This window comes from Streptomyces sp. NBC_00316, assembly GCF_036158715.1.
In the GTDB taxonomy this organism is placed as follows: domain Bacteria; phylum Actinomycetota; class Actinomycetes; order Streptomycetales; family Streptomycetaceae; genus Streptomyces.
In genome coordinates, this window is the sequence record NZ_CP108023.1 from 4,514,277 (window position 1) to 4,539,626 (window position 25,350).

The 25,350-nt window shown below is 67.7% G+C and carries 23 protein-coding genes and 2 tRNA genes; 10 read left to right on the forward strand and 15 right to left on the reverse strand.

The window, feature by feature from the left end; translation table 11 throughout:
• Nucleotides 1-62 precede the first annotated feature (62 nt).
• Nucleotides 63-959 (reverse strand): rhomboid family intramembrane serine protease, encoded by an 897-nt coding sequence (locus OG878_RS20075; protein WP_328888068.1) that lies wholly within the window; start codon nt 957-959, stop codon nt 63-65.
• Nucleotides 960-1,113: 154 nt separating this feature from the next.
• Complete coding sequence (locus tag OG878_RS20080) at nt 1,114-1,641, reverse strand: peptidylprolyl isomerase (RefSeq protein ID WP_328888069.1); 528 nt, start codon at nt 1,639-1,641, stop codon at nt 1,114-1,116.
• Between the two features lie 377 nt (nt 1,642-2,018).
• Between OG878_RS20080 and OG878_RS20085 the strand changes: the two genes are divergently transcribed.
• Nucleotides 2,019-2,732 (forward strand): DUF5324 family protein, encoded by a 714-nt coding sequence (locus OG878_RS20085; protein WP_328888070.1) that lies wholly within the window; start codon nt 2,019-2,021, stop codon nt 2,730-2,732.
• Between the two features lie 247 nt (nt 2,733-2,979).
• Here the strand turns inward: OG878_RS20085 and OG878_RS20090 are convergent.
• A tRNA-Ala gene (locus OG878_RS20090) sits at nt 2,980-3,052 on the reverse strand.
• Between the two features lie 171 nt (nt 3,053-3,223).
• On the opposite strand from OG878_RS20090, the gene OG878_RS20095 reads away from it, so the two are divergent.
• Nucleotides 3,224-3,772, forward strand: coding sequence for a helix-turn-helix domain-containing protein (locus OG878_RS20095; protein ID WP_328888071.1), 549 nt, complete (start codon nt 3,224-3,226; stop codon nt 3,770-3,772).
• Between the two features lie 79 nt (nt 3,773-3,851).
• A complete protein-coding gene (locus OG878_RS20100; RefSeq protein ID WP_328888072.1) occupies nt 3,852-5,195 on the forward strand; it encodes a serine/threonine protein kinase in 1,344 nt (447 codons plus the stop codon).
• A gap of 52 nt (nt 5,196-5,247) precedes the next feature.
• Here OG878_RS20100 and OG878_RS20105 read toward each other — a convergent pair whose 3' ends face one another.
• From OG878_RS20105 to OG878_RS20115, 3 genes are all read right to left on the reverse strand, one after another.
• Nucleotides 5,248-6,600: a hypothetical protein gene (locus tag OG878_RS20105; protein WP_328888073.1), complete on the reverse strand. Its 1,353-nt coding sequence runs from the start codon at nt 6,598-6,600 to the stop codon at nt 5,248-5,250.
• Between the two features lie 149 nt (nt 6,601-6,749).
• Nucleotides 6,750-7,058: a hypothetical protein gene (locus OG878_RS20110; protein WP_328888074.1), complete on the reverse strand. Its 309-nt coding sequence runs from the start codon at nt 7,056-7,058 to the stop codon at nt 6,750-6,752.
• 327 nt (nt 7,059-7,385) lie between these two features.
• A complete protein-coding gene (locus OG878_RS20115) occupies nt 7,386-7,520 on the reverse strand; it encodes a DLW-39 family protein (RefSeq protein WP_003958712.1) in 135 nt (44 codons plus the stop codon).
• 275 nt (nt 7,521-7,795) lie between these two features.
• On the opposite strand from OG878_RS20115, the gene OG878_RS20120 reads away from it, so the two are divergent.
• Nucleotides 7,796-8,161: a DUF6344 domain-containing protein gene (locus OG878_RS20120; RefSeq protein WP_328888075.1), complete on the forward strand. Its 366-nt coding sequence runs from the start codon at nt 7,796-7,798 to the stop codon at nt 8,159-8,161.
• Nucleotides 8,162-8,519: 358 nt separating this feature from the next.
• Here the strand turns inward: OG878_RS20120 and OG878_RS20125 are convergent.
• The 9 genes from OG878_RS20125 to dnaA all read right to left on the reverse strand — a co-directional run bounded on the left by OG878_RS20125 (nt 8,520) and on the right by dnaA (nt 21,195).
• Nucleotides 8,520-8,593: transfer RNA gene (locus tag OG878_RS20125), tRNA-Ile, on the reverse strand.
• A gap of 70 nt (nt 8,594-8,663) precedes the next feature.
• Nucleotides 8,664-9,242 carry a DUF3566 domain-containing protein gene (locus OG878_RS20130; RefSeq protein ID WP_328888076.1) on the reverse strand — a complete coding sequence of 193 codons (579 nt, stop codon included), beginning with the start codon at nt 9,240-9,242 and terminating at the stop codon, nt 8,664-8,666.
• A gap of 90 nt (nt 9,243-9,332) precedes the next feature.
• Complete coding sequence (gene gyrA, locus OG878_RS20135) at nt 9,333-11,951, reverse strand: DNA gyrase subunit A (RefSeq protein ID WP_328888077.1); 2,619 nt, start codon at nt 11,949-11,951, stop codon at nt 9,333-9,335.
• 46 nt (nt 11,952-11,997) lie between these two features.
• Nucleotides 11,998-14,067, reverse strand: coding sequence for a DNA topoisomerase (ATP-hydrolyzing) subunit B (gene gyrB, locus OG878_RS20140; protein WP_328891308.1), 2,070 nt, complete (start codon nt 14,065-14,067; stop codon nt 11,998-12,000).
• A 416-nt stretch (nt 14,068-14,483) separates the two neighbouring features.
• Entirely contained in the window at nt 14,484-15,086 is a 603-nt protein-coding gene (locus OG878_RS20145; RefSeq protein ID WP_328888078.1) for a DUF721 domain-containing protein, read from the reverse strand.
• Nucleotides 15,083-16,213: a DNA replication/repair protein RecF gene (gene recF, locus OG878_RS20150; protein ID WP_328888079.1), complete on the reverse strand. Its 1,131-nt coding sequence runs from the start codon at nt 16,211-16,213 to the stop codon at nt 15,083-15,085. Before recF ends, OG878_RS20145 begins: the two co-directional genes overlap by 4 nt.
• 85 nt (nt 16,214-16,298) lie before the next feature.
• Nucleotides 16,299-17,177, reverse strand: coding sequence for a phosphogluconate dehydrogenase (NAD(+)-dependent, decarboxylating) (gnd, locus tag OG878_RS20155; protein WP_328888080.1), 879 nt, complete (start codon nt 17,175-17,177; stop codon nt 16,299-16,301).
• A gap of 132 nt (nt 17,178-17,309) precedes the next feature.
• Complete coding sequence (gene dnaN, locus OG878_RS20160) at nt 17,310-18,440, reverse strand: DNA polymerase III subunit beta (protein WP_277327248.1); 1,131 nt, start codon at nt 18,438-18,440, stop codon at nt 17,310-17,312.
• Between the two features lie 964 nt (nt 18,441-19,404).
• Entirely contained in the window at nt 19,405-21,195 is a 1,791-nt protein-coding gene (dnaA, locus tag OG878_RS20165) for a chromosomal replication initiator protein DnaA (protein ID WP_328888081.1), read from the reverse strand.
• A 381-nt stretch (nt 21,196-21,576) separates the two neighbouring features.
• On the opposite strand from dnaA, the gene rpmH reads away from it, so the two are divergent.
• The 6 genes from rpmH (at nt 21,577) to rsmG (ending at nt 25,091) form a co-directional block, all read left to right on the forward strand.
• A complete protein-coding gene (gene rpmH / locus OG878_RS20170; RefSeq protein WP_030930485.1) occupies nt 21,577-21,714 on the forward strand; it encodes a 50S ribosomal protein L34 in 138 nt (45 codons plus the stop codon).
• A gap of 18 nt (nt 21,715-21,732) precedes the next feature.
• Nucleotides 21,733-22,104, forward strand: coding sequence for a ribonuclease P protein component (gene rnpA / locus OG878_RS20175; protein WP_078852784.1), 372 nt, complete (start codon nt 21,733-21,735; stop codon nt 22,102-22,104).
• Nucleotides 22,101-22,460 carry a membrane protein insertion efficiency factor YidD gene (yidD, locus tag OG878_RS20180; protein ID WP_328888082.1) on the forward strand — a complete coding sequence of 120 codons (360 nt, stop codon included), beginning with the start codon at nt 22,101-22,103 and terminating at the stop codon, nt 22,458-22,460. The genes rnpA and yidD overlap by 4 nt, the downstream gene beginning before the upstream one ends.
• Before the next feature lie 3 nt (nt 22,461-22,463).
• Nucleotides 22,464-23,741, forward strand: coding sequence for a membrane protein insertase YidC (gene yidC, locus OG878_RS20185; protein WP_328888083.1), 1,278 nt, complete (start codon nt 22,464-22,466; stop codon nt 23,739-23,741).
• A gap of 14 nt (nt 23,742-23,755) precedes the next feature.
• Complete coding sequence (locus OG878_RS20190) at nt 23,756-24,265, forward strand: Jag family protein (RefSeq protein ID WP_277327243.1); 510 nt, start codon at nt 23,756-23,758, stop codon at nt 24,263-24,265.
• A 109-nt stretch (nt 24,266-24,374) separates the two neighbouring features.
• Complete coding sequence (rsmG, locus tag OG878_RS20195) at nt 24,375-25,091, forward strand: 16S rRNA (guanine(527)-N(7))-methyltransferase RsmG (protein WP_328888084.1); 717 nt, start codon at nt 24,375-24,377, stop codon at nt 25,089-25,091.
• The last annotated feature ends 259 nt before the right edge of the window (nt 25,092-25,350 follow it).

The window sequence follows — 25,350 nt, forward strand, 5'->3', positions numbered from 1 at the left end:
TGCACAAGATCACACCCTGACTGTGGACAACTGTCGTGAGACGGCTTGCGAGCGCTCCGTCATCAGGTCAGTGCGGCGGTTCTGGCGAGCACGATGAGGACCACCGCCACCAGGACCAGCGCACAGGTCCCGTACTGCACCAGTGCACGCCGCCCGCGCGGTGCGTGCACCATGGCGATGGCGACCACCGTCCCCGCGATCAGACCACCGACATGCGCCTGCCAGGCGATCCCGCCCCACGTGAAGGTGAAAAGCAGGTTCAGCGCGAGGAGCACGAAGACCGGCCGCATGTCGTAGTTCAGGCGGCGCATGAGCACGGCGGTGGCGCCCAGCAGACCGAAGATGGCGCCGGAGGCACCGAGCGAGGGCTGATTCGGTGCGGCGAGCCAGTAGGTGAGAGCGCTGCCCGCCAGGCCGGAGATCAGATAGAGCGTGAGATAGCGGGCGCGGCCGAGTGCCGCCTCCAGGGGGCCGCCGAGCCACCACAGTCCCAGCATGTTGAACGCGATGTGCCACACCTCCTGGTGCAGGAACATCGACGTCACCAGCCGGTACCACTGGCCCTCTGCAACGCCTTCCGGCGGCCCGCCGTAGTAGAAGGTGGCCCGGCCCAGCAGTGTCAGGTCGTCGAGCAGTGACGCCTTCACGTGCACCGCGATGAACAGGGCGACATTGAGGGCGAGCAGGACCTTGGTGACCAGCCTCGGATCGGCCGCGACGGTCCCGCCGGCGAGGGTACGCGGCTGGTTGGCGGCCGGGCCGTGCCCGGTACCGGATCCCTGGCGGACGCAGTTCGGGCACTGGAAGCCGACCGAGGCGCTGACCATGCACTCGGTGCAGATCGGGCGGTCGCAACGCGTGCAGCGGATCCCGGTCTCACGGCCCGGGTGGCGGTAGCAGGCGAGCGGACCGCCGGTGGCGGCGGACTGGTCCTGGGCGCCGGGCGGCTTCTCGTCCATCGGTTCCCTCACTTCCTGGTCCCCTCGGTCGTCGTCGTGGACGCCGCCACATACGACGCCGCCCTGCTCGTCCGCTATGTAACAGTACGGACGAGCAGGGCGATTGGTTCCCGGAAGGGGGATCAGAGAGTGATCATTCGGTGACCGCCGGCGATCAGCGGGTCTCGACGACGACCGACTCGATCACGACGTCCTGCACCGGGCGGTCGGTACGGGCGTTGGTCTGGGAGCCGGCGATGGCGTCCACGACCTTCTTGCTGGCCTCGTCGGTCACCTCACCGAAGATGGTGTGCTTGCCGGTCAGCCAGGCGGTCGGCGAGACGGTCACGAAGAACTGCGAGCCGTTGGTGCCCGGGCCCGCGTTGGCCATGGCCAGCAGGTACGGCTTGTTGAAGCTGAGATCCGGGTGGAACTCGTCACCGAACTCGTAGCCCGGGCCGCCGGTTCCGTTGCCCAGCGGGTCGCCGCCCTGGATCATGAAGCCGCTGATGACGCGGTGGAACACGGTGCCGTCGTACAGCCTGTCCTTGGACTTCTTGCCGGTCGCGGGGTGGGTCCACTCGCGCTCGCCCGTGGCGAGCTCGACGAAGTTCTTGACCGTCTTGGGCGCGTGGTTCGGCAGAAGCCGGATCTCGATGTCGCCTTGGTTGGTCTTCAAGGTGGCGTAAAGCTGCTCGGCCACGATCTGCCTTCCGTAAGTCTTCGCTGACGTCCACCGATCCTTGCACGGACCGTCCCTCGCGTCGCCCGACCGCCACCGGCGAACGGACGTCCCTCACCTTCTTGCCCGATTGGCCGCTGTCCGGCTGCCGCTTCCCGCAGGAACAAATGAGGCCAAGCGCGTGACGAACCGGCGCGTACTGAGCCGAACCGTGGCATTGTCGTCGGCAAGCTCCCCTTGCACCGCATTGCCCGAGGACGTCTTTCGTGGCCGTCTCTCACGACCGTCGTTCATGACCCGGATGCCCGGCCCCGCATGCCACTTGGGCCAGCGGGAGGCATGATCTCGAAATGGGTGGAAAGGCGGAGTATCGACCCGCCACCAAGGAGGAGGATCCCGTGACCCGCATCGACAGCGTGCGCGCCGCAACCGACTCGGCGAAGGAAAGCGTGCAGCACGCCGCGGAAGTGGTGGCGCCCTACGCCGACACGGCCAAGGACCAGGCCGCTCGTTATGCGCTCGAGGCCCGTGCGCGGCTCGCGCCGAGGGTGTCGAAGGCAGCACAGCAGGCCCGCGTCCACTACGACGCCCATCTCGCCCCACGTATCGAACTGGCCCGCACTCACGTGCCCCCCAAGGTCGACGAGGTCGCCCAGCTGGCCGCGCTCCGCACCCGCCAGGCCGCCAGGAGTGCCGCGGACTACACCGTGCCCCGCGTCGAGTCCGCAGTGGCCGCCGCCCAGCCCGTCGCCGAGGAGGCCACGTCCCGCAGTATCGCGGCCCTGGCAGCGCTGCGCGGGCAGGTCACTCCGAAGGAGATCCAGCAGCTGGCCAAGAAGCACCGGCGGAGGGCCAAGGCCGGCCGCCTGCTCAAGGGCTTCGCGGTGGTCTCCCTCCTGGTGGGTGGCGCCTATGCCGCGTGGCGGTGGTGGGACAAGCAGGCCAACCCGGACTGGCTGGTCGAGCCTCCCGCTCCCACGGAGGTCTCCGATCACGCGCCGCTGACCTCGGTCGACGGCACCGGCCCGACGGTCCTCGACCCGGACGTCCAGGCGAAGGAGGACGACGGGTCGGACGAGGTGGACGGCACCGACTTCGACGACCGCCCCTGAATCCCCCGCCCGCCACCGGCCGAGCAGCACGGGCGCCGGGAACCCCAGAGGTTTCCCGGCGCCCGTTGCGTTGCCCATCGAGTACAGCAGCTGCGGACCCGGTACCGCCGCCTCACTGCGAGCGGGGGCCTCGTCACCGGGCTCGCGCCGCTCGACGTGACCGTCCTGGTGTCCTCCGCAGGGATGCCGGGAACGAAGAAAAGACCCCTCCGACCGCGTTTCCGCAGGTCAGAGGGGTCTTTCGATGTGGAGCCTAGGAGATTCGAACTCCTGACATCTGCCTTGCAAAGGCAGCGCTCTACCAACTGAGCTAAGGCCCCGAAAAGGTGGACAGCACCGGACGCATCAACGTCTCGGTCTCCGTCGCAGACCACAGTACCGGGTGACCCCCTGAATCTTCCAAAAAGATAGGGACTCCCGGTCGGCAACCACTCTCCGTAAGATGCTCGTCGAGGTTCGCAGCAGCGAAGCCGCAGCGAAGGGGAGACGCCATGGACGCAGCTCAGCAAGAGGCAACGGCAAGAGCCAGAGAGCTTCAGCGCGGTTGGTACGGAGAGCCGCTGGGGGCGCTCTTCCGTCGGCTGATAGACGATCTCGGCCTGAACCAGGCCCGGCTCGCCGCCGTACTCGGGCTGTCCGCGCCCATGCTCTCCCAGCTGATGAGCGGCCAGCGGGCGAAGATCGGCAACCCGGCGGTCGTCCAGCGCGTCCAGGCCCTGCAGGAGCTGGCCGGTCAGGTCGCCGACGGCAGCGTCAGCGCGGGGGAGGCCACCGACCGCATGGAAGAGATCAAGAAGTCTCAGGGCGGCTCCGTCCTCACCGGCACCGGTCAGACCTCTACCACCGGCGGGGCACCCACCGTCCGGCGCGTGGTCCGTGAGATCCAGTCGCTGCTGCGGTCGGTCGCGGCCGCCGGGGACATCATCGATGCCGCCGACTCCCTCGCCCCGAGCCACCCGGAACTGGCAGAGTTTCTCAAGGTGTACGGCGCAGGCCGCACCGCGGAAGCGGTCGCGCACTACGAGGGACACCAGAGCTAGGGCCTCCCCACAGTCCTAGGGCACTACCCCCGAGAGCCGGCCACGAGCCGAAACAGGAACTGGGAGCGGGCGCAGCGCAATGGGTGAGGTCTTCGCTGGTCGGTACGAGCTGATCGACCCGATCGGACGCGGTGGCGTCGGCGCGGTCTGGCGTGCCTGGGATCACCGGCGCCGTCGGTATGTGGCGGCCAAGGTTCTCCAGCAGAGTGACGCTCACACGTTGCTGCGCTTCGTCCGCGAGCAGGCGCTGCGGATCGAGCATCCGCATGTGCTCGCCCCGGCCAGTTGGGCGGCGGACGACGACAAGGTCCTGTTCACCATGGATCTGGTCAGCGGTGGTTCGCTGGCACATGTCATCGGTGACTACGGCCCGCTGCCTCCGCGCTTCGTCTGCACGCTGCTCGACCAGTTGCTGTCCGGGCTGTCGACGGTGCATGCGGAGGGGGTCGTGCACCGCGACATCAAACCCGCCAACATCCTGATGGAGGCCACCGGTACCGGCCGGCCGCACCTGCGGCTGTCCGACTTCGGCATCTCCATGCGCAAGGGCGAGCCGCGTCTCACCGAGACCAACTATGTGGTGGGAACGCCGGGGTACTTCGCGCCCGAGCAGATGATGGGCGCGGAGCCCGACTTCCCCGCGGACCTCTTCGCCGTCGGTCTCGTCGCGCTGTATCTGCTGCAGGGCCAGAAGCCGGACGCCAAGGCTCTCGTCGACCATTTCGCGTCGCACGGCACGCCCGGCGCCCCCCAGGGCATCCCGGAACCGCTGTGGCAGGTCCTCGCAGGTCTGCTTCAGCCGGATCCCCAGGCCCGCTTCCGGACGGCCACGGGTGCGCGCAAGGCCCTGGCCGCGGCTGTCGAGATGCTGCCGGAGCCGGGCATCGACGACGAGCCCGTGGAGGTCTTCGACCAGATCGGCCCGTTGCCCGCCGGATTCGGCCCCGAGGGCCCCGTTGCCGTCACCCGGACTCCTCCCCAGCCCGGCCTGACTGCACCGACCACCCCCACGGGCGAGGCATTGCAGCAGGACGCCCACCAGTCCGTACAGCAGCCGCATACCCCGCCGCCCTCGCTGATGTCGGAGACGGGCAGCTTCCACCTCGCCCCGCCTCCGCAGCCGCCGGCCACCCCACAGCCCCGGCAGCCCGCTGCCCCGGCTCCGCTCCCGGCGCATACGGGTTCCCCCTTCCCTGCCGCCGCACCGGACCCTTCGCAGGCCCCGACGTCCGCAGTGCAGCACGAACAAGCTCTCACTCGTGCATACACCGCTCAGCAGCCGCAGGTTCCGCATCCCGGCGCAGGAGTTCTCGCGCATCCGCCGCAGAAGCGTCCGGGACCGCCCCCGAAGGTGGCGGTCCCGGTCCTGCTGGTGGCGCTGATCTGCTTCGCCGTGGGCATCTGGGCGCTGACCCAGGCCTGAGTCCGCCGGCCCCGACGACCGACGGGTCCGGACCAGCGGGCCCGGGACGGTGCTACCAGGCCTGCGGCGGACCTCCGTACGGCGCATGCCCGGCCGCGCCGGTGGCGGTCGGCCCACCTGCGGCGCTCGCCGCGCGGCGCCGCGCGATCAGCGTCCAGGCCCCGAGCCCGACAACCAGTACGGTGCCTGTGCCGATCCCGGCCGCTGCGACCGTGTTCATCGTGTCGCTCTTGGCGGCCTGAGGGGCGCTCTGGCCGCTCCTGGCCATGTCCTTGTCGTCCTGCGTGACACCGAAGACGCCGGCAGAACCCTCGTAGGGCGACGGACCCGCGGAGTTCTCGACCTTCACCGTGAGGGTCATCGGGATCGCCTTCTTGCCGTACGCCTTCTCGACCTCCGGGCTCAGCGAGACCGACAGGTAGTACCAGCCCGCGAACCGCATGGCGCTGACATCGGCGCTGGAGGCGAACCGGTTCTCGTGCGCCACCGGGGGCAGCGGATCGAGTGACACGGAGGCCGGCTTGCCGGAGTACGACAGCGGAGAGGCTTCGTCGACATGGCCGTGCGCCGGATTGTCCAAGGACAGGGCGAGCGCGCTGCCGATGTACTCGTTCGAACCGCCGACGCTGTTACCGAGGTCGACGCTGGCGAAGATCTGCTGTCCCCAGTCCACGGGTACCCGGTAGAAGTGGGTCTGCCCCGGCTCGATGCCGTCCTTCCACTTGCCGGTCTCCAGGCTGGTGGCGTCGTAATAGCTCGTGCCGCCCGTCCGTTCCTGCGCGGCCTGGGTGAGCGGTGCCGGCGACGCCGAGGGCCAGTTCTTCGGCGCCTCGGTCGGGGCCGGCCCTCCTTCCTTCAGCTTCGGCTCCGACTCGTAGCGGAGCTCCAGGTCCCACGCGTCCTGCGACGAGGTGGCCTTGCTCTCCCGCTCGACCAGCACGTTGTACGTACCGGCCTCGCTGCAGGTGGTGCTGTCCTTCTCCGGGACCCGGTAGGCGTACGCGGCGATCGGGTGAGGAAACTCCGCCGACTCGAACCTGGCATCCTCCGAGCTGCACTGCAGGTCGGTGCTGTCCCGGATGCTGACCGTGATGCCGTCCCCGTAGGCCACCTGACCGCCGAGCGCGGGTACCGCCACCGCCGACACGTACGCGTTCGTGTCGGTGTCGAGGACGAGACGGTAGTAGAGCTTCTCGCCCGGCTTGATCGAGCTCTTGTACACGGATCCGGGGGTCAGCTCCGACGCGTCGGTGCTGACCTCGGCGCCCCCGACCGTCTTGGCCTCGGGGGCAAAGGTGTACGGAGCAGGCTCACCGGCTGCGTGCGCCTGCACCGGCAGCGCCGCCACCGCGCACATCGCCGCGACCGCGGCCAGCGTCGCCCGGCCTCTTCTGCGCTGCCTCATCACGCGCTTCCCCTCGTCGTCCGTGCGGCCACTCTGCGGCGGCCGAACACGAGCCCCGCGGTCACCACCACCACGGCACCCGCCCCGGCAGCGGCCGCGATGCCGGTCCATCCTGCCCCGCCCGCACCGTCGCTGTCTGCGGCCGCAGTTCAATTGCCCTTCTTGTCCACGTCGTTGTCGGCCTTCTTCGCCAGGACCGCCACGTCGCGCTCCGGCCCCGCCCGCTCGTCGCCGAGCACGGACACCCGTAGCGCCACACCGGTCTGCGGGGTCTCGGCGAACTCCGCGGTCGTCGAGCGGCTGCACCGGCCGTATGTGCCGGGTGTCCGTGCATCCCCGGGGGTGGTCGGCGCGTACACGCGCAGACCGGCCGAATGGCCGTCGGGAAGACCCTCCGAGACCGTGCGCACGGCGGTACGTGCGGAGTCCGTCCGGGTCCAGCCGGCGCCTTCCGCCATAAATCCGGAGGGCCGGGCACCGTCACAAGGCTGCTGCTGTCCGGTGCGGCAGGTGCGTCGCGGACGGCGGATTCCGTTGCCGCGGCCGGCGGCGTGCCTGTCATCGGAGCGAGCAGCGCCCCGCCGGTCAATGCCCCCCCCTGCTGCTGCAGTCCGGCGGTGATTGAGTGCCCCCACCCGCGCCCCCTCGACCGAAGCACCGACCCCTTCGCTCACGCAACCCATTGATTTGCTTGGGTGAACTCAAGAGCACAGGTGGCACGGCCCCGCAACAGCACGAAGCCCCGGCCGCTCAGCGACCGGGGCCCGCAACAGGCTGATTCCGTCTCACACACCCGAACCTGCGGGCACGGAGTCGGTCGCCTCCGTCCACAGATCCTGCTCGGCGCGATCCGCCTGGATCTGGCGGTACACGAGGAGCCCGCCGATGGCGGCCAGTGCGACCAGGAGAAGCTTCTTCACCGCGCGACCTCGTCTTTCCTTGACATAGGAGACCTCTGCCGCCCGACTATACACACCGGCCGATACCGATCAGTGACCTCCCCGCGGCCCAACTGGGGCTCGGGCAAATGCGACCTTCCCGGCCGCCCTCGCGCCGACTCGTCCAGCCCGGTTGAACCATACGAGTGGTGTTCATCTGAAGATCGGCGGATCCGTGGCGTCGGTCCATGAATTGGCGAGCCGGATCCACATCATCAGAAAGGTAAGCAAACCGGACCACCCGAAAGTGAGGGGCCATGAGCACCTTCAAGGTCAAGAGCCTCTGGACCGCCTTCATCACCGCCTTCTTCGCGCTTCTCGCGTCGATGGGCCTCGTCAGCGCCCCCGCCGCGGCCGCGCAGCCGACGGCCACGAACCAGGAGCACACGGGTGCTGCCGTCGCAACCGCGACCGCCCCGTCGGTGCGATGGACCCTTCCGCGTGACAGGGCGCTGCCGCCCACAATGAAGCAGCGCATCCGCGCCGAGGCTCACGGCTCCTCACCGGCCGCCAGGAACCTGTCCGTGGACACGAGGAGCACGCTGGCCGCCACAGGCAACACAGGCGCCGCCCGCACCGCCCACGGTGCCCCGGCAGGGGACGCATCACTCCTGCCGCCGTGAGAGCGGCACAACCGACGCACAGGGCCCCTGGTCCGGTTCACACCGGACGGGGCCTTTTTCGTGTGCCCCGCCTTTTCGTGTGTCCTGCCGGAGAGCCGGCACAGCACACCCTCGTGCGCCCACCCGGGCTCCCGTCGCCGCGTACGACTGGCGGGCACACGAGCGCCTCTTCCGGCAGGGCCGGTCTGCCACGCCCCGGCCGCCCGGACACAGCGAGCCGGCTCCGGCAAAAGGCGGGAGGCGGCCATGTGCCGACGGTCACACGCGCAGCACGTCGGGGCGACGCAGCCAGAACCGCTGCCGCACCCGGGCATAAGAAGAGGGCGCCTCCCGCTCGGGAGACGCCCTCTTCTTGCTGTGGGGCTAACAGGATTTGAACCTGTGGCCTCATCCTTATCAGGGATGCGCTCTAACCAACTGAGCTATAGCCCCGCCGCGCTGCGCGCTGACTTCTGAAGATTAGCGCACGTCGGGGCCAGTCCCAAAATCGATACCCGAACCGCTACTCGTCCTCGGCCAGCGTGAGCTCGACACCGCCCACGAAGCCGGCCGACAAGTTGTAGATGAAGGCGCCCAGCGTCGCCAGCGCAGTGGCCAGCACCACGTCGATCACCGCGATGACCGACGTGAAGATGAGAACGCGCGGAAGCGACAGGAACGACTGCAGATCGAAGCCGTTGCTCTCGTTGGAACCGGTCGCCTCACTGATCGTGCCGCCCACGGTGGTGAAGACGCCCATGGCGTCCATCACCATCCACAGGACCGCGGCCGCCACGACCGTGCAGATTCCGAGCGCGATGGAGAGCAGGAAGCTGACCTTCATCACCGACCACGGGTCGGCCTTGGCCACCCGCAGCCGCGCCTTACGGGTTCGCGGCGTCGTCCGCGCCCCCGTCCGCGGCCGACGGGTCGCCTGCGCTCCTTGGGACCGGCCGCCCTGCGTCCCGCCCGCGGGCGAGGGGTACGCCTGAGGCGGGTGGTACGGCCCGCCTGCCTGCCCCGCTGCGGGATCACGCTCACCGGGCAGCGGCCCGGTCGCGTATCCCTCGTACTGGGGCTGAGGCCCCCGGGTGTCCGTCACAGTGCCCCCTTGGGAGTCCGTGGCAGGGCCACGGGCACCGTTCGCTCCAGCTCCGGAAGCGGCCCCGGCGCCCGTGGCTCCACTCACGCTCTACTCCTCGTGCTCCCCGGCCGAAGGCGACGTGCCTTCGACTGTGCTTTCGACAGTCGCCTCGGCGGTCGTCTCACCCTCGGGGCCCTCGGCCCCGTCGACCTCTTCGGCCTCGCGACCGGCCTCGGCGTTACGAGCGATGCCGACGACGGCGTCGCGCTTGCCCAGATTGATCAGTTGGACGCCCATGGTGTCACGGCCCGTCTCCCTGACTTCATTGACCCGCGTACGAATCACACCGCCGCCGAGCGTGATGGCGAGGATCTCATCCGTCTCCTCGACCACCAGCGCGCCGACCAGCGAGCCCCTGTCCTCCACAATCTTGGCGGCCTTGATACCCAGGCCGCCGCGACCCTGGACGCGGTACTCGTCGACGGCGGTCCGCTTCGCGTACCCACCATCGGTGGCAGTGAAGACGAACGTACCGGGCCGGACGACATTCATCGAGAGCAGTTCGTCGCCCTCGCGGAAACTCATGCCCTTCACACCCGATGTGGCACGGCCCATCGGGCGCAGCGCATCGTCCGTCGCAGTGAATCTGATCGACTGGGCCTTCTTGCTGATAAGCAGCAGATCGTCGTCGGCCGAAACCAGCTCCGCACCGATCAGCTCATCATCGCTGCCGTCCTCCGTCTCGCGGAGGTTGATCGCGATGACGCCGCCCGAGCGCGGCGAGTCGTAGTCCTTCAGCGCGGTCTTCTTCACCAGACCACCCTTGGTGGCCAGGATCAGATAGGGCGCGGCCTCGTAGTCGCGGATCGCCAGGATCTCGGCGATCTGCTCGTCCGGCTGGAAGGCCAGCAGGTTGGCGACGTGCTGGCCGCGCGCGTCCCGGCCGGCGTCCGGAAGCTCATACGCCTTGGCCCGGTAGACGCGGCCCTTGTTCGTGAAGAACAGCAGCCAGTGGTGGGTCGTCGACACGAAGAAGTGGTCGACGATGTCGTCTTCCTTTAGCTTCGTGCCACGCACGCCCTTGCCGCCGCGCTTCTGCGAGCGGTAGTCGTCCGTCTTCGTACGCTTCACATAGCCGCCGCGCGAGATCGTGACGACGATGTCCTCCTCGGCGATCAGGTCCTCGATGGACATGTCACCGTCGAAGGGCACCAGCTTGGAGCGCCGGTCGTCACCGAACTTCTCGACGATCGCCGCCAGCTCCTCGCTGACGATCTGCCGCTGCCGCTCCGGCGACGCCAGGATCAGGTTGTACTCGTTGATCTTCGCCTGGAGTTCGTCGTGCTCGGCGGTGATCTTCTGGTGCTCCAGCGCGGCCAGTCGGCGTAGCTGCATCTCCAGGATCGCGTTCGCCTGGATCTCGTCGATCTCCAGCAGGCCCATCAGGCCCTCACGGGCGACCTCGACCGTCTGGCTGCGCCGGATGAGGGCGATGACCTCGTCGATCGCGTCGAGCGCCTTGAGCAGGCCGCGCAGGATGTGCGCCCGCTCCTCCGCCTTGCGCAGGCGGAACTTCGTACGCCGGACGATGACCTCGATCTGGTGCGTCACCCAGTGGCGGATGAAGGCGTCGATCGACAGTGTGCGCGGCACCCCGTCGACCAGCGCCAGCATGTTGGCGCCGAAGTTGGTCTGCAGGTCGGTGTGCTTGTACAGGTTGTTCAGCACGACCTTGGCGACCGCGTCCCGCTTCAGCACGACCACGAGGCGCTGGCCGGTGCGCGACGAGGTCTCGTCGCGGACGTCCGCGATGCCGCCGACCTTGCCGTCCTTGACCAGGTCGGCGATCTTCTGCGCGAGGTTGTCGGGGTTGGTCTGGTACGGAAGCTCCGTGACGACCAGGCACTGCCGGTTCTGAATCTCCTCGACCGCGACGACCGCGCGCATCGTGATGGAGCCGCGGCCGGTGCGGTACGCCTCCTCGATGCCCTTGCGGCCCACGACGAGCGCACCGGTCGGGAAGTCCGGACCCTTGATCCGCTCGATCAGGGCGTCCAGCAGCTCCTCGTGCGAGGCCTCCGGGTGCTCCAGGTACCACTGCGCACCGGACGCGACCTCGCGCAGGTTGTGCGGCGGAATGTTGGTCGCCATGCCGACCGCGATGCCCGCGGAACCGTTGACGAGCAGGTTCGGGAAGCGCGCCGGCAGAACCGTCGGCTCCTGGTTGCGGCCGTCGTAGTTGTCCTGGAAGTCGACGGTCTCCTCGTCGATGTCCCGGACCATCTCCATGGACTGCGGCATCATCTTGCACTCGGTGTACCGCATGGCGGCGGCCGGGTCGTTGCCCGGAGAACCGAAGTTGCCGTTGGAGTCCACCAGCGGCATCCGCATCGACCAGTGCTGCGCCAGTCGCACGAGCGCGTCGTAGATCGAGGAGTCGCCGTGCGGGTGGTACGTACCCATGACGTCCCCGACGACACGGGCGCACTTGTAGAAGCCCTTCTCGGGACGGTAGCCGCCGTCGTACATCGCGTACAGCACGCGGCGGTGCACAGGCTTGAGGCCGTCACGTACGTCGGGCAGCGCACGCGAAACGATGACGGACATCGCGTAGTCGAGGTAGGAGCGCTGCATCTCCGTCTCGAGCCCGACGGGCTCGACACGCATTCCCACACCCGCGGCTGCGGGATCCTCTTCGGGCATCACAGGGGTGTTCTCGTCGGCCATTGCTGGTCAAAGTCCTTTCGAGCGGCTGCTTGCTGGTAAGGCCGACTCAGATGTCGAGGAAGCGGACGTCCTTGGCGTTGCGCTGGATGAACGAGCGCCGCGCCTCGACGTCCTCACCCATCAGCACCGAGAAGAGGTCGTCGGCCTGCGCCGCGTCGTCCAGCGTGACCTGGCCGAGCACCCGGTGGTCGACGTCCATCGTGGTGATGCGCAGCTCCTCGGCGTTCATCTCGCCGAGACCCTTGAAGCGCTGGATCGAGTCTTCCTTGATCCGCTTGCCGTTCTGCTTGCCGAGCTCTACCAGGGCGTCGCGCTCGCGGTCCGAGTACGCGTACTCGAAGTCGTCCCGGCCCCACTTGATCTTGTAGAGCGGCGGACGGGAGAGGTAGACGTGCCCGGCCTCGACGAGCGGACGCATGAAGCGGAAGAGGAACGTCAGCAGCAGGGTGTTGATGTGCTGACCGTCGACGTCGGCGTCCGCCATCAGAATGATCTTGTGATAGCGGAGCTTCTCGATGTCGAAGTCCTCGTGGACTCCGGTGCCGAAGGCCGAAATCAGCGCCTGGACCTCGGTGTTCTGCAGGATCTTGTCGACCCGGGCCTTCTCGACGTTCAGGATCTTGCCTCGGATCGGCAGGATGGCCTGGTACATCGGGTTACGGCCGGACTTCGCCGAACCACCGGCGGAGTCACCCTCGACGATGAAGATCTCGCACTTCGTCGGATCGTTCGACTGGCAGTCGCTCAGCTTGCCCGGCAGCGAGGCGCTCTCCAGGAGCCCCTTGCGACGGGTCAGATCGCGCGCCTTGCGGGCCGCGACGCGGGCTGTGGCCGCCGCAATGCCCTTGCGGATGATGTCCGCAGCCTCGTTCGGGTTCCGGTCGAACCAGTCAGTGAGGTGCTCGTGGACGACCTTCTGGACGAAGGTCTTCGCCTCCGTGTTGCCCAGCTTGGTCTTCGTCTGACCCTCGAACTGCGGCTCGCCCAGCTTCACCGAGATGATCGCCGTCAGACCCTCACGGATGTCGTCACCGGTGAGGTTGTCGTCCTTCTCGCGCAGCAGCTTCTTGTCCCGCGCGTACTTGTTGACCAGCGTGGTCAGCGCCGCACGGAAACCTTCCTCGTGGGTACCGCCCTCATGCGTGTGGATCGTGTTGGCGAAGGAGTAGACACCTTCGCTGTACTGCGTGTTCCACTGCATCGCGATCTCGGCCGAGAGCAGTCGCTCCTTGTCCTCGGCCTCGATGTCGATCACCGACTGGTGAATGACTTCGCCCTTGCGGGAGTTGAGGTACTTCACGAAGTCGACGATGCCGCCCTCGTAGTGGTACGTGACCGTGCGGGCCGCTTCCTCCTCGGCGACCTCGACCGCCTCCGCGACATCCGCGCCCGCCGTCGCCTTCGCCGAATCGCGCTCGTCCGTGAGCTTGATGGTCAGGCCCTTGTTGAGGAACGCCATCTCCTGGAAGCGGCGCGACAGGGTCTCGAAGGAGTACTCGGTGGTCTCGAAGATGTCCCCGTCGGCCCAGAAGGTGACGGTCGTACCGGTCTCGTCGGTGGCCTCGTTACGGGCCAGCGGCGCCGTGGGCACACCGAGCTTGTAGTCCTGGGTCCAGCGGTAGCCGTCCCGCCTGACCTCGACGGCGACGCGCGTCGACAGCGCGTTCACGACGGAGACACCGACACCGTGCAGACCACCGGAGACGGCATATCCGCCGCCACCGAACTTACCGCCGGCGTGCAGCACCGTCAGCACGACCTCGACCGCGGGCTTCTTCTCCGACGGCACGATGTCGACGGGGATACCGCGACCGTTGTCGATCACCCGGACCCCGCCGTCGGCAAGGATCGTGACGTCGATGGTGTCCGCGTGCCCGGCCAGGGCTTCGTCGACCGAGTTGTCGACGACCTCTTGCACAAGGTGGTGCAGTCCACGCTCACCGGTCGAGCCGATGTACATGCCAGGCCGCTTGCGGACCGCGTCCAGGCCCTCGAGGACAGTGATCGCGCTCGCGTCGTACGAAGCAGGCACCTCGCCGCTCTCACCGGGTGTGGACGGAATGTTCTCGTTGGGGTTGCCGGAATCGGCCACGAAGCGCCCTTTCTGGCACAGCACAGGCCGTTCTCCGGGCAGGCGGGAGCGGCTGCGTCGTTCGGCTTGTATCGACGACTCCCGCAAGTAAGCGGGATTGTTCACCAGTCTACCGGTAGCGCCGACATGAATGGGGGTTTGCCGGTACCTGAGTCCGCATGTGCCGCCCTGAATGAGCGCCTGACGACTCCCCATATTCAGGAAGGGGCCCTAAGAGGCTCACGCGGGCATTGAGCGCTTCGACCTGTCAACCTCCCGCTACGGTGAGGGACGCATCAGCCCATCCGCACGGTTTCAACCGCCACATACCAGCACATACAGGAAGCGCCGGGCTCCACGACGGGCAAGGCGGCACACCGCCACAGCCATACCGCGACGCGACCGGAGACAGTGGCCGCCAGAAAGCGGCAAAGCGCGGGATACGGAGAGGAAAGTCCAGGTCAGCCGTAGGTGTCGCCAGGACCTGTGGAACCCGGCGCACGCAGTGGACCGAACCGGCGCTGCGGACCACCCGGCCCCAACACCTTGATCAATTTCACTGTGCCGTGCCCCAGATCCGCGTTCAGCCGGGCCACCAGCTGCGGCGCCAGCAACCGCAGCTGCGTCGCCCACGCCGTCGAATCGCACTGCACCGTGAGCACCCGCTCGTCGGGGTCCTCGTCGTACCGCAGCGGCACACAATGTTTGGCCAGATCCTCACCGACGATCTGCGGCCAGCGGCCCATCACCCCGCCCACCGCGGCCGGCGTCTCCCAGCCTCGCTCAGTGATCAGACGATTGATCGCAGCGCCCAGCGGCAGAGGATCACGGCCGTCCGCCCGGGCTCCGGAACGCAGTCCTCCGCCCAGTCTGGCCTGCTTCTTCTGCTGCGCCGCAGCACCACGCGCCCGCGCCTGCTCCTTCGCCGCGCGCAGCGCCACCCGGGCCAGATCGACCCCCGACGCCTCCGGCTGCTTCGCCTCGCCCGCCGGCCGACCCGTATCACCCGACGGCTGCGGCGAGCCCTGGCCGCCGCCCTTCACCGGACCACCGGAGCCGCTCATACGCGCTCCACCCCGCCCGCCGACACCGCATACCGCGTACCCGCCAGCACACCCGGAACGTCATCGTCCACCGCGGCCGTCACCAGCACCTGCTCGCCCGGAGCCACCAGCTCCGCCAGCCGCTCCCGGCGCCGCGCGTCCAGCTCGGCGAAGACGTCGTCCAGGACGAGCACCGGCTCATTGCCCTCCCCGCGCAGCAGATCGTACGAGGCCAGCCGCAGCGCCAGCGCATACGACCAGGACTCGCCATGGCTCGCGTACCCCTTGGCAGGCATACCGCGCAGCCCCAGCAACAGATCGTCCCGGTGCGGTCCCACGAGCGTCACGCCCCGCTCGATCTCCTGCTTACGGACCTCGACCAGGGCGGCGATCAGCTGCTCGTACAACTCGTCACGGGTACGCGCGGGCTCAACCCCCGCACCGACCGAACTGCGGTACTCCAATGTCACAGGGCCGCCGCCCGGTGCGACATCCCCGTACGCCTTGTCGGCGAGCGGCTGCAGGGTCGCTATCAGATCCAGCCGCTGCGCCAGAAGCTCCGCACCCACCCGGCCCAGATGCTGGTCCCACACATCGAGGGTGGACAGATCCATCGACCGGCCGCCGTGCCTGCGCGCCATCGCGGCGGACTTCAGCAGGGTGTTGCGCTGCTTCAGCACCCGCTCGTAGTCCGAGCGGACCCCTGCCATCCGTGGCGACCGCGCCGTAATCAGCTCGTCGAGGAAGCGCCGGCGCTCCCCGGGATCGCCCTTGACCAGCGCCAGGTCCTCCGGAGCGAACAGCACAGTCCGTACGATCCCCAGCACATCACGCGGTCTGACCTGCGACGACCTATTGATCCGGGCGCGGTTGGCCTTGCCCGGATTGAGCTCCAACTCGATCAGCTGGGAACGTTCGCCCTGTGTGACTGCGGCCCGGATGACGGCCCGGTCAGCGCCCATCCGCACCAGCGGCGCATCGGAGGAGACACGGTGGCTGCCGAGCGTCGCGAGGTAGCCGACGGCCTCGACCAGATTCGTCTTGCCCTGGCCGTTGGCCCCCACGAACGCGGTGACGCCCGGATCGAGAGGTACCTCGACCCGGGCGTACGAGCGGAAGTCGGCCAGCGAGAGATGCGTGACATGCATGGGTGTACGCCGACCTTCCCGGCTTCCTGCTCCGTGCTCCGTAGCGCGGGCCGGTGATGCTGGTCCGGCCCGCCTTTCGTTGCGGTTACTTCTTGTTCTCGACCGCGTGGCCACCGAACTGGTTGCGCAGCGCGGCGATCATCTTCATCTGCGGGGAGTCGTCCTGCCGCGAGGCGAAACGGGCGAAGAGCGACGCGGTGATGGCGGGCAGCGGCACCGCGTTGTCGATCGCCGCCTCCACCGTCCAGCGGCCCTCACCGGAGTCCGCGGCGAAGCCACGGAGCTTGTCCAGGTGCTCGTCGTCGTCCAGCGCGTTGACCGCCAGGTCGAGCAGCCAGGAACGGATGACCGTGCCTTCCTGCCAGGAGCGGAAGACCTCGCGCACATCGGTGACGGAGTCGACCTTCTCCAGCAGCTCCCAGCCCTCGGCGTAGGCCTGCATCATGGCGTACTCGATGCCGTTGTGGACCATCTTCGCGAAGTGGCCGGCGCCGACCTTGCCCGCGTGGACGGAACCGAAGTCGCCCTCCGGCTTCAGCGCGTCGAAGACCGGCTGGACCTTGGCCACGTGGTCGGCGGCGCCGCCGTACATCAGCGCGTAGCCGTTCTCCAGGCCCCAGACGCCGCCGGAGACACCGCAGTCGACGAAGCCGATGCCCTTGATGCCCAGCTCGACCGCGTGCTTCTCGTCGTCGGTCCAGCGGGAGTTCCCGCCGTCCACCACGATGTCGCCCGGCGACAGCAGCGCTGCCAGCTCGTCGATCGTGGCCTGGGTCGCGGCACCGGCCGGGACCATGACCCAGACGACGCGCGGACCCTTCAGCTTGCCCACAAGCTCTTCGAGGCTGTGGACATCGGAGACGTCCGGGTTTCGGTCGTAACCGATGACGGTGTGGCCTGCGCGGCGAATGCGCTCGCGCATGTTGCCGCCCATCTTGCCGAGGCCGACGAGACCGAGCTCCATCAGAGATTCCTTAAGCGTTGTGCCGATTCGTACCCAAAGCCGAGCCTACGCCCGGCAGGAGACAGACCGCCGGGCAAGCTCCGCGCTGAGCGTGCCCGGCCGGACACTGCCGTGACAGGACCGGTGGCCGGTTCAGCCGGAGAGACGCACCGGCATGATCAGGTACTTGTATGCGTCATCCGCCTCGGCATCCACCGCAGGCCGGCCGCTGAGCAGCGCGGGCTTGGTGGACGTCGTGAAGGAGAGCTGTGCAACCGGGGAGTCGATCGCACTGAGCCCGTCGAGCAGGAAGGTCGGGTTGAAGGCGATCGAGATGTCGTCGCCGTCCAGCACGGCGTCGACGCGCTCCACAGCCTGTGCATCGTCGCTGGAACCGGCCTCCAGGATCAGCACACCCTGTTCGAAGCTGAGCCGCACCGGAGTGTTCCGCTCCGCGACGAGGGCCACACGCTTGACGGCCTCGACGAACGGCGCCGTTTCGATCACCGCGACCGAGTTGAACTCGGTGGGGAACAGCGTCCGGTACTTCGGCAGGTCGCCTTCGAGCAGCCGCGTGGTGGTCCGCCGCCCCGCACCCTCGAAGCCGATCAGGCCCTCACCGGCGCCCGAGCCGGACAGCGCCAGAGTCACCGTGTCACCGCTGGTCAGCGCCTTGGCGGTGTCCAGCAGCGTCTTTGCGGGCACCAGGGCGACGGCCGAGGCGTCCGGGTTCTCCGGCTTCCACAGGAACTCGCGGACCGCGAAGCGGTAGCGGTCGGTGGAGGCGAGCGTGACCGTGTCGCCCTCGATCTCGATCCGCACACCGGTCAGGACGGGCAGTGTGTCGTCGCGGCCGGCGGCGATGGCGACCTGGGCGGCAGCGGAGGCGAAGACCTCGCCGGGGACGGTGCCCGTCGCGGTCGGCATCTGCGGCAGCGCCGGGTATTCCTCCACAGGAAGGGTGTGGAGTGTGAATCGCGAGGAGCCGCAGACCACCGTGGCCCGTACACCGTCGGTGGAAATCTCCACCGGGCGGTTGGGGAGAGCACGGCAGATGTCGGCGAGCAGCCGGCCGGAGACCAGCACCGTGCCGTCCTCCTCGACCTCGGCGTCCACCGAGACCCGGGCCGAGACCTCGTAGTCGAAGCTCGAGAAGCTGAGAGAGCCGTCCTCGGCCTTCAGAAGAAGGCCCGCAAGAACGGGCGCCGGCGGACGGGCCGGAAGGCTGCGAGCCACCCAGGCCACCGCCTCCGCGAGTACATCGCGCTCCACCCGGATCTTCACCGGAACCGCCTCCTGCTGTTGCTCGCTCGCCCTGCTGGCCTTCGTCGTCTGGTCGGGGTCGCTCCGCCGATGGCAGGGGGAGGACGCCGGGGACCAGTCTGACGTACCGCACCGACACTCGGTGCTGCTCGGGGTCAAGTCGCGACAAGAGGTTCGGAGAACTCCGGCACCAAGTTGTGCACAGCCCAGACTTCGAAGCGGAATCCGAGCTAACTCTATGTGGCAGTAGTAGTAGGGCCTGTGGAAACCGTGGATAACGTCGTTTTCCCAGGTCAGGCCCGGTTTTTTGTCCACCGGCCCTGTGGGTGGCATCGGTGGACAACCCGGTGTTTCTGTGGACACCCAGAAGTTCTGCACACCCGATGCACAGGACGACGGTGTTTCTCCCCAGGGCTGTCCCCAGCTTTACCCAGGTTCCCCACAGCCCAACCGACCTCATCGGTGTGACGCCTTTCACTCTGCGCGGTGAAGAGCGGTGTTGCGTTGCCGAACAGTGGACAGGGGTGTGGAGAAGCTGGGGACAACATGACCCTGCCTGTGGGCTGCCGGTGGACAACGCCGACGGCCTCTTGTGGACGAACATTTTGTCCACAGCTTGTGGATCACTGTTGACCACAAATCCCCAGGCTTCTGACCAGCCCTGATGGAGTATCGGCGGACCCCCCTGTGGAAGCAGTATGGACAACTTCGTGGTCCCCAGGCTGTGGAGGGGGAATTCTCCCCAGATCTGTGGAGAACTGCAGGTCGGCGACGCGTATTCGAACACCGAGGCCGCGGCGGAGGTGCCGGGAAGCCGTCCGGGGGGACGTACGGGAGCTGTTGGGAGGTGCCCGGAAGCCGCTGGAGGGCGTTCCGAAGCCGTCCGAAAACGACGAAGGGCGCCCCGGGGACTGTGTGAGAGTCCGTTCGGGGCGCCCTTCCGGTGCCGTACTCAGCGTGTGGCAGAGGCCGTACCGGCCCTCCGTCAGCCGTTCTTGATGCGGTTGGTGAGCTCGGTGACCTGGTTGTAGATGGAGCGCCGCTCCGCCATCAGCGCGCGGATCTTCCGGTCCGCGTGCATCACAGTCGTATGGTCGCGGCCGCCGAACTGCGCACCGATCTTGGGCAGCGAGAGATCCGTCAGCTCACGGCAGAGATACATCGCGATCTGGCGAGCCGTCACCAGCACCCGGCTGCGCGAGGATCCGCAGAGATCCTCCACCGTCAGCCCGAAGTAGTCCGCGGTCGCCGCCATGATGGCCGACGCCGTGATCTCCGGAGCGGAGTCCTCGCCGCCGGGGATCAGGTCCTTCAGCACGATCTCGGTCAGCCCGAGATCCACCGGCTGCCGGTTGAGGCTGGCGAAGGCCGTCACCCGGATCAGCGCGCCCTCGAGCTCCCGGATGTTGCGCGAGATGCGGGACGCGATGAACTCCAGTACCTCCGGCGGCGCGTTGAGCTGCTCCTGCACCGCCTTCTTGCGGAGGATCGCGATCCGCGTCTCCAGCTCGGGCGGCTGGACGTCGGTGGTCAGCCCCCATTCGAAACGGTTGCGCAGCCGGTCCTCGAGGGTGACCAGCTGCTTCGGCGGTCGGTCCGAGGACAGCACGATCTGCTTGTTGGCGTTGTGGAGCGTATTGAAGGTGTGGAAGAACTCCTCCTGCGTCGACTCCTTGCTCGCCAGGAACTGGATGTCGTCGACCAGCAGGATGTCCACATCGCGGTACCGCTTGCGGAAGGTGTCGCCCTTGCCGTCGCGGATCGAGTTGATGAACTCGTTGGTGAACTCCTCGGAGCTCACATAGCGCACCCGGGTGCCCGGGTAGAGGCTGCGCGCGTAGTGCCCGATGGCATGCAGCAGGTGGGTCTTGCCGAGTCCCGACTCCCCATAGATGAAGAGGGGGTTGTACGCCTTCGCGGGCGCCTCGGCCACGGCTACGGCCGCCGCGTGCGCGAAGCGGTTGGACGCGCCGATGACAAAGGTGTCGAAGAGGTACTTCGGATTCAGCCGGGCATGCGGTTCGCCGGGACCGGGTGCGGGTGCGGGCTGTGCGCCCATCGGCCCGGTGGCGCCGCCGGGGCGTCCGGTGCCGGCACCGGACTGCCGGTGCTGGGGCTCCTGCATGTCACGGCGCTCGGGGTGCTGCTGCTCGTACCCCTGACGCTCGGGCGGCTGCGACCGGTAGTCGTGCGGCTGCGAGCGGTAGTCGTGCTGCGGGTCGCGCCACTGCTCCGCGGACGTGTCGCGCTCCTGGAAGCCGCCGAGCCGGGGCTGCTGCCAGGAGAGGTCCTCCTGGGTGCGCGGCCAGGCGCCGGGCTCGGGGCGCTGCTGCTGGTAGTCCGGGTAGGCGGGCCGAGCCGTCGGCATGCCGTCGTCCGAGGGCCGGTGGCCGTAGCCCTCGTACCCGTCGTTGTGCTGGCGCTCGTCGTGCTGGGGTCCCTGGTAGCGGGGCGGCTGCTGGGGCTGGTGCATCGGCGGGGCCGGCGGACTCGGCGGTTCGCCCGCGGAGTCGTCCACGGTGATCGCGATCCGGATGGGGCGACCGCACTCACGGCTCAGCGTCTCGCTGATGAGCGGTGCGAGCCGGCCCTCCAGGACGCGCTTGCCCCATTCGTTGGGTACGGCGAGCAGTGCGGTGTCGGCGACGAGTGCGAGAGGCTGGCAGCGCTCGATCCACTGCTTGTCCTTCGGTTCGATGCCCTGCTGGCCCTCCCCGAGGAGCTGCTCCAGCACTCGTGGCCACACTGCGGCAAGATCGGCAGGTACATCAGCCACAAGGCACGCTCTCTCGCTGGTCCCACGAATGTGTGGTTCTCGGGACGGGATGGGTAAGGCCCGGCAGGCAGGAAGAAAAAGAACCGGAGTTCAGCCACGGTAGTCAGGCCGACCCGCGTCGTTCAAGTTGTTGTCCACAGGCTGTGTACAGCGCGGGTCGTTACAGGCTCGCCGTGGGGCCGGTTTGACCGGATGGCGTAGCCGCGCGTACCGTGACCAGGTCGAGTTGTCGATGGCTGCTGCCGCCTGCCTCCGATGGGCAAAGATCACGATCAGTGATTGTGAAGCGGTGCACTAAGGCGTTTACGCGAGTCTCTCGTGGGCGCACGGTGACAGCCAGGCGATGTCCCGCCATCACACGATCATTTCTGGAGCCCCCGAGTGAGCAAGCGCACCTTCCAGCCGAACAACCGTCGTCGCGCGAAGACCCACGGCTTCCGGCTGCGTATGCGCACCCGTGCCGGCCGCGCGATTCTCGCGTCCCGCCGTGGCAAGGGTCGCGCCAACCTGTCCGCCTGATCGCTTACAGGTCATGACGTGCTGCCTACCGAGAATCGGCTGAGGCGGCGCGAGGACTTCGCGACCGCAGTACGTCGAGGACGCCGGGCCGGCCGCCCGCTACTCGTCGTCCATCTACGCAGCGGTGCAACGGACCCGCACGTGACTGGGGAGAGTGCTCCCCCGCCACGTGCGGGTTTCGTTGTCAGCAAAGCCGTGGGTGGAGCGGTCGTACGCACAGCGGTGAAGCGGAGGCTTCGCCATCTGGTCCGCGAGCGACTTGCCCTGCTGCCCCCCGGTAGCCTGGTTGTCGTACGAGCGCTGCCCGGATCGGGCGACGCCGACCATGAACAGCTGGCCCGAGACCTTGACGCCGCACTTCAGCGGCTACTGGGAGGGGGCGCGCGATGAAGTACCCGCTGCTGGCTCTTATCAAGCTGTATCAGTGGACGATCAGCCCACTACTCGGGCCTGTCTGCCGTTACTACCCGTCGTGTTCCCACTATGGATATACGGCGATCGACCGGCACGGAGCGATCAAGGGAACAGCGCTGACCGCTTGGCGCATCCTGCGATGTAATCCGTGGTCACCCGGCGGCGTGGATCACGTCCCGCCACGCAAACGCCCGCGTTGGCACGAACTGCTGCGTCAAGCGATACGTAGCAGCAAGGGCGGGGACTCCGCCGCTGATGTGCCTCCTGGGGGGAACGGTCTCCGAACCCCCAGCCCGGCCTCAGAGACCTCGCCCAAAGCTCAAGGAGCCTGATTAGTGGACACGATTGCCAGTCTGTTCAGCTTTATCACCTACCCCGTCTCGTGGGTCATCGTCCAGTTCCACAAGCTGTACGGAGCGATCTTCGGCGATGACACCGGCTGGGCCTGGGGCCTGTCCATCGTGTCCCTGGTGGTGCTGATCCGCATCTGCCTGATCCCGCTTTTCGTCAAGCAGATCAAGTCGACGCGGAACATGCAGGTGCTCCAGCCGAAGATGAAGGCGATCCAGGAGCGCTACAAGAGCGACAAGCAGCGTCAGTCCGAAGAGATGATGAAGCTGTACAAGGAGACGGGCACCAACCCGCTCTCCTCGTGCCTTCCCATCCTGGCGCAGTCGCCGTTCTTCTTCGCCTTGTATCACGTGCTCTCGGCCATCGCCTCGGGCAAGACGATCGGTGTCATCAACCAGCCGCTGCTGGACAGTGCCCGGCAGGCACACATCTTCGGTGCCCCGCTGGCCGCGAAGTTCACCGACAGCGCTTCGGAGGTTGCCGCTCTTGGTGCCTCTCTGACCGATGTCCGCGTCGTCACTGCGGTCATGATCGTGATGATGTCGGCGTCGCAGTTCTTCACCCAGCGCCAGCTGATGACGAAGAACGTCGACCTGACGGTCAAGACGCCGTACATGCAGCAGCAGAAGATGCTCATGTACATCTTCCCGCTGATCTTCGCCGTCATGGGCATCAACTTCCCCGTCGGCGTCCTCGTCTACTGGCTGACCACCAACGTCTGGACCATGGGTCAGCAGATGTACGTGATCAACCAGAACCCGACCCCGGGCAGCAAGGCGCAGGACCACTACCTGGGACGTCTACTGAAGAGCGTCACCGCTCACGGTGAGGTGCGGGGCAGGACGAAGCGCAACACCGTCAAGCGGATCGTTGCCAAGGGTGCGGACCGCAACGACATCGAGCGGAAGTTCATCACCGGGCTGGCCAAGCTGGGCCTCGTCGCCCAGGCGGACGGCACGGTGACCAAGAGCGACACCGCTGTGGCCGAGGCCGAGGGCGGAGCTGCGCAGAAGCGTCAGCAGCCCAAGCGCCAGACCAAGGCGAAGCGCCAGACCGGTGCTGTCCAGCAGGGCCCGGCGAAGGACAGCGACTCCGCTGCCTCCACCGAGTCGGCGGAGGCCAAGACCTCGCTGCAGAAGCAGGACGCACCGCAGGACGACAAGCCCAAGCCGGCGGGCAAGCCCGCGTCCGGCTCCTCACGCCAAGCCAAGTCCGGACAGCGCAGGGGCCCGCAGCGGCCCAAGCACCCGTCCAAGAAGTAAGAAGGAGTCCATCCGTGACGGAAGGCACCACCTCCACGGCCGCTGAGGGCAGCGACACCTTGACCCGCCTCGAGCAGGAAGGGGAGATCGCAGCCGACTACCTCGAGGGTCTGCTCGACATCGCCGACCTCGACGGTGACATCGACATGGACGTCGAGGCGGACCGGGCCGCGGTCTCGATCATCAGCGACTCGGCTCGTGAACTGCAGAAGCTCGTGGGCCGCGACGGTGAGGTGCTGGAGGCGCTCCAGGAGCTGACGCGATTGGCCGTGCACCGGGAGACCGGTGACCGTAGTCGGCTGATGCTGGACATCGCGGGCTTCCGGGCCAAGAAGCGCGAGGTCCTTGCCGAGCTGGGTGCCAAGGCCGCGGACGAGGTCAAGAAGACCGGTGAGCCGGTGAAGCTGGACCCGATGACGCCGTTCGAGCGCAAGGTTGTGCACGACGCGGTTGCGGCCGCAGGTCTGCGCAGCGAGTCGGAGGGCGAGGAGCCGCAGCGCTTCGTCGTCGTCCTCCCGGCCTGACCGGATCCTTGTTCTGTCGGCCCCGTCTGTTCGCAGGCGGGGCCGATCTTTGTCAGCCTGATAGTCAGCCATCCACAGTGCGGTAGTGCGGTAAGGAAGGACGGTTCCCGTGACGGCGGAAGTAGAGCTTCCCCAGGCGCCCGAAGAGGCGCGGGCGGTTTTCGGTGAGTTCTTCCCGGAGGCTGTCCGGTACGCGGAACTGCTTGCCGATGCCGGGGTCAAGCGAGGGCTGATCGGTCCTCGTGAGGTGCCGCGGTTGTGGGAGCGGCATTTGCTGAATTGTGCGGTGCTCTCCGAGGTCGTACCCGAGGGTGTGACGGTCTGCGATGTGGGCTCCGGCGCCGGTCTCCCGGGTATTCCGCTGGCACTGGTCCGTCCGGATCTGAAGATCACCCTGCTTGAGCCGTTGCTCCGGCGGACGAACTTCCTGCAGGAAGTCGTCGAGCTGCTGGGGCTGGATCATGTGACGGTCGTCCGTGGCCGGGCCGAGGAGGTCCTGGGGACGCTGCAGCCGGTCCATGTGGTGACGGCTCGCGCTGTTGCACCGCTCGACCGGCTGGCCGGCTGGGGTGTGCCGCTGCTGCGCCCGTACGGAGAGATGCTGGCGCTCAAGGGTGATACCGCCGAAGAGGAGATCAACGGCGCGCGTGCTGCTCTGAGCAAGCTCGGTGTGGTGGACACCGAGGTACTGCACGTCGGTGAAGGTGTGGTCGAACCGATGTCCACTGTGGTGCGGGTAGTGGTCGGCGAGAGCCCGGGTGGTGTGAGGTTCGCCGCAAAGAGGGCGAAGGCTGCCAGGGCCGGCCGCGCGCGTCGGCGCCGCTGAGCAGGCAACGACGCTGCGGGACTGCCTGTTACAGACAGTCCGCTCTGTTTTGTCAGTAATGCTCCGCGCACGCAGTCATACGTACCGCATGCGGAGTGTCGTGCCCCTGTAGCTACGCTGCAGGGGCATCGTGTTTCACGTGAAACGTCGCTCTCTGCTGCATGGAATCATCAGCCGCGGTCGCGCGGCTGCCGCACCGCGGCATCGCAGGCCCGTTAGGGCTACGGAGTTGTCCACAGAAGTGGATTCATCCACAGAA

Coding starts and splice junctions, on each gene's coding strand:
- OG878_RS20075 (WP_328888068.1), bottom strand. CDS start 959: ATGGACGAGAAGCCGCCCGGCGCCCAGGACCAGTCCGCCGCCACCGGC.
- OG878_RS20095 (WP_328888071.1), top strand. CDS start 3,224: ATGGACGCAGCTCAGCAAGAGGCAACGGCAAGAGCCAGAGAGCTTCAG.
- OG878_RS20100 (WP_328888072.1), top strand. CDS start 3,852: ATGGGTGAGGTCTTCGCTGGTCGGTACGAGCTGATCGACCCGATCGGA.
- OG878_RS20105 (WP_328888073.1), bottom strand. CDS start 6,600: ATGAGGCAGCGCAGAAGAGGCCGGGCGACGCTGGCCGCGGTCGCGGCG.
- OG878_RS20110 (WP_328888074.1), bottom strand. CDS start 7,058: ATGGCGGAAGGCGCCGGCTGGACCCGGACGGACTCCGCACGTACCGCC.
- OG878_RS20120 (WP_328888075.1), top strand. CDS start 7,796: ATGAGCACCTTCAAGGTCAAGAGCCTCTGGACCGCCTTCATCACCGCC.
- gyrA (WP_328888077.1), bottom strand. CDS start 11,951: ATGGCCGACGAGAACACCCCTGTGATGCCCGAAGAGGATCCCGCAGCC.
- OG878_RS20145 (WP_328888078.1), bottom strand. CDS start 15,086: ATGAGCGGCTCCGGTGGTCCGGTGAAGGGCGGCGGCCAGGGCTCGCCG.
- recF (WP_328888079.1), bottom strand. CDS start 16,213: ATGCATGTCACGCATCTCTCGCTGGCCGACTTCCGCTCGTACGCCCGG.
- gnd (WP_328888080.1), bottom strand. CDS start 17,177: ATGGAGCTCGGTCTCGTCGGCCTCGGCAAGATGGGCGGCAACATGCGC.
- yidD (WP_328888082.1), top strand. CDS start 22,101: ATGAAGTACCCGCTGCTGGCTCTTATCAAGCTGTATCAGTGGACGATC.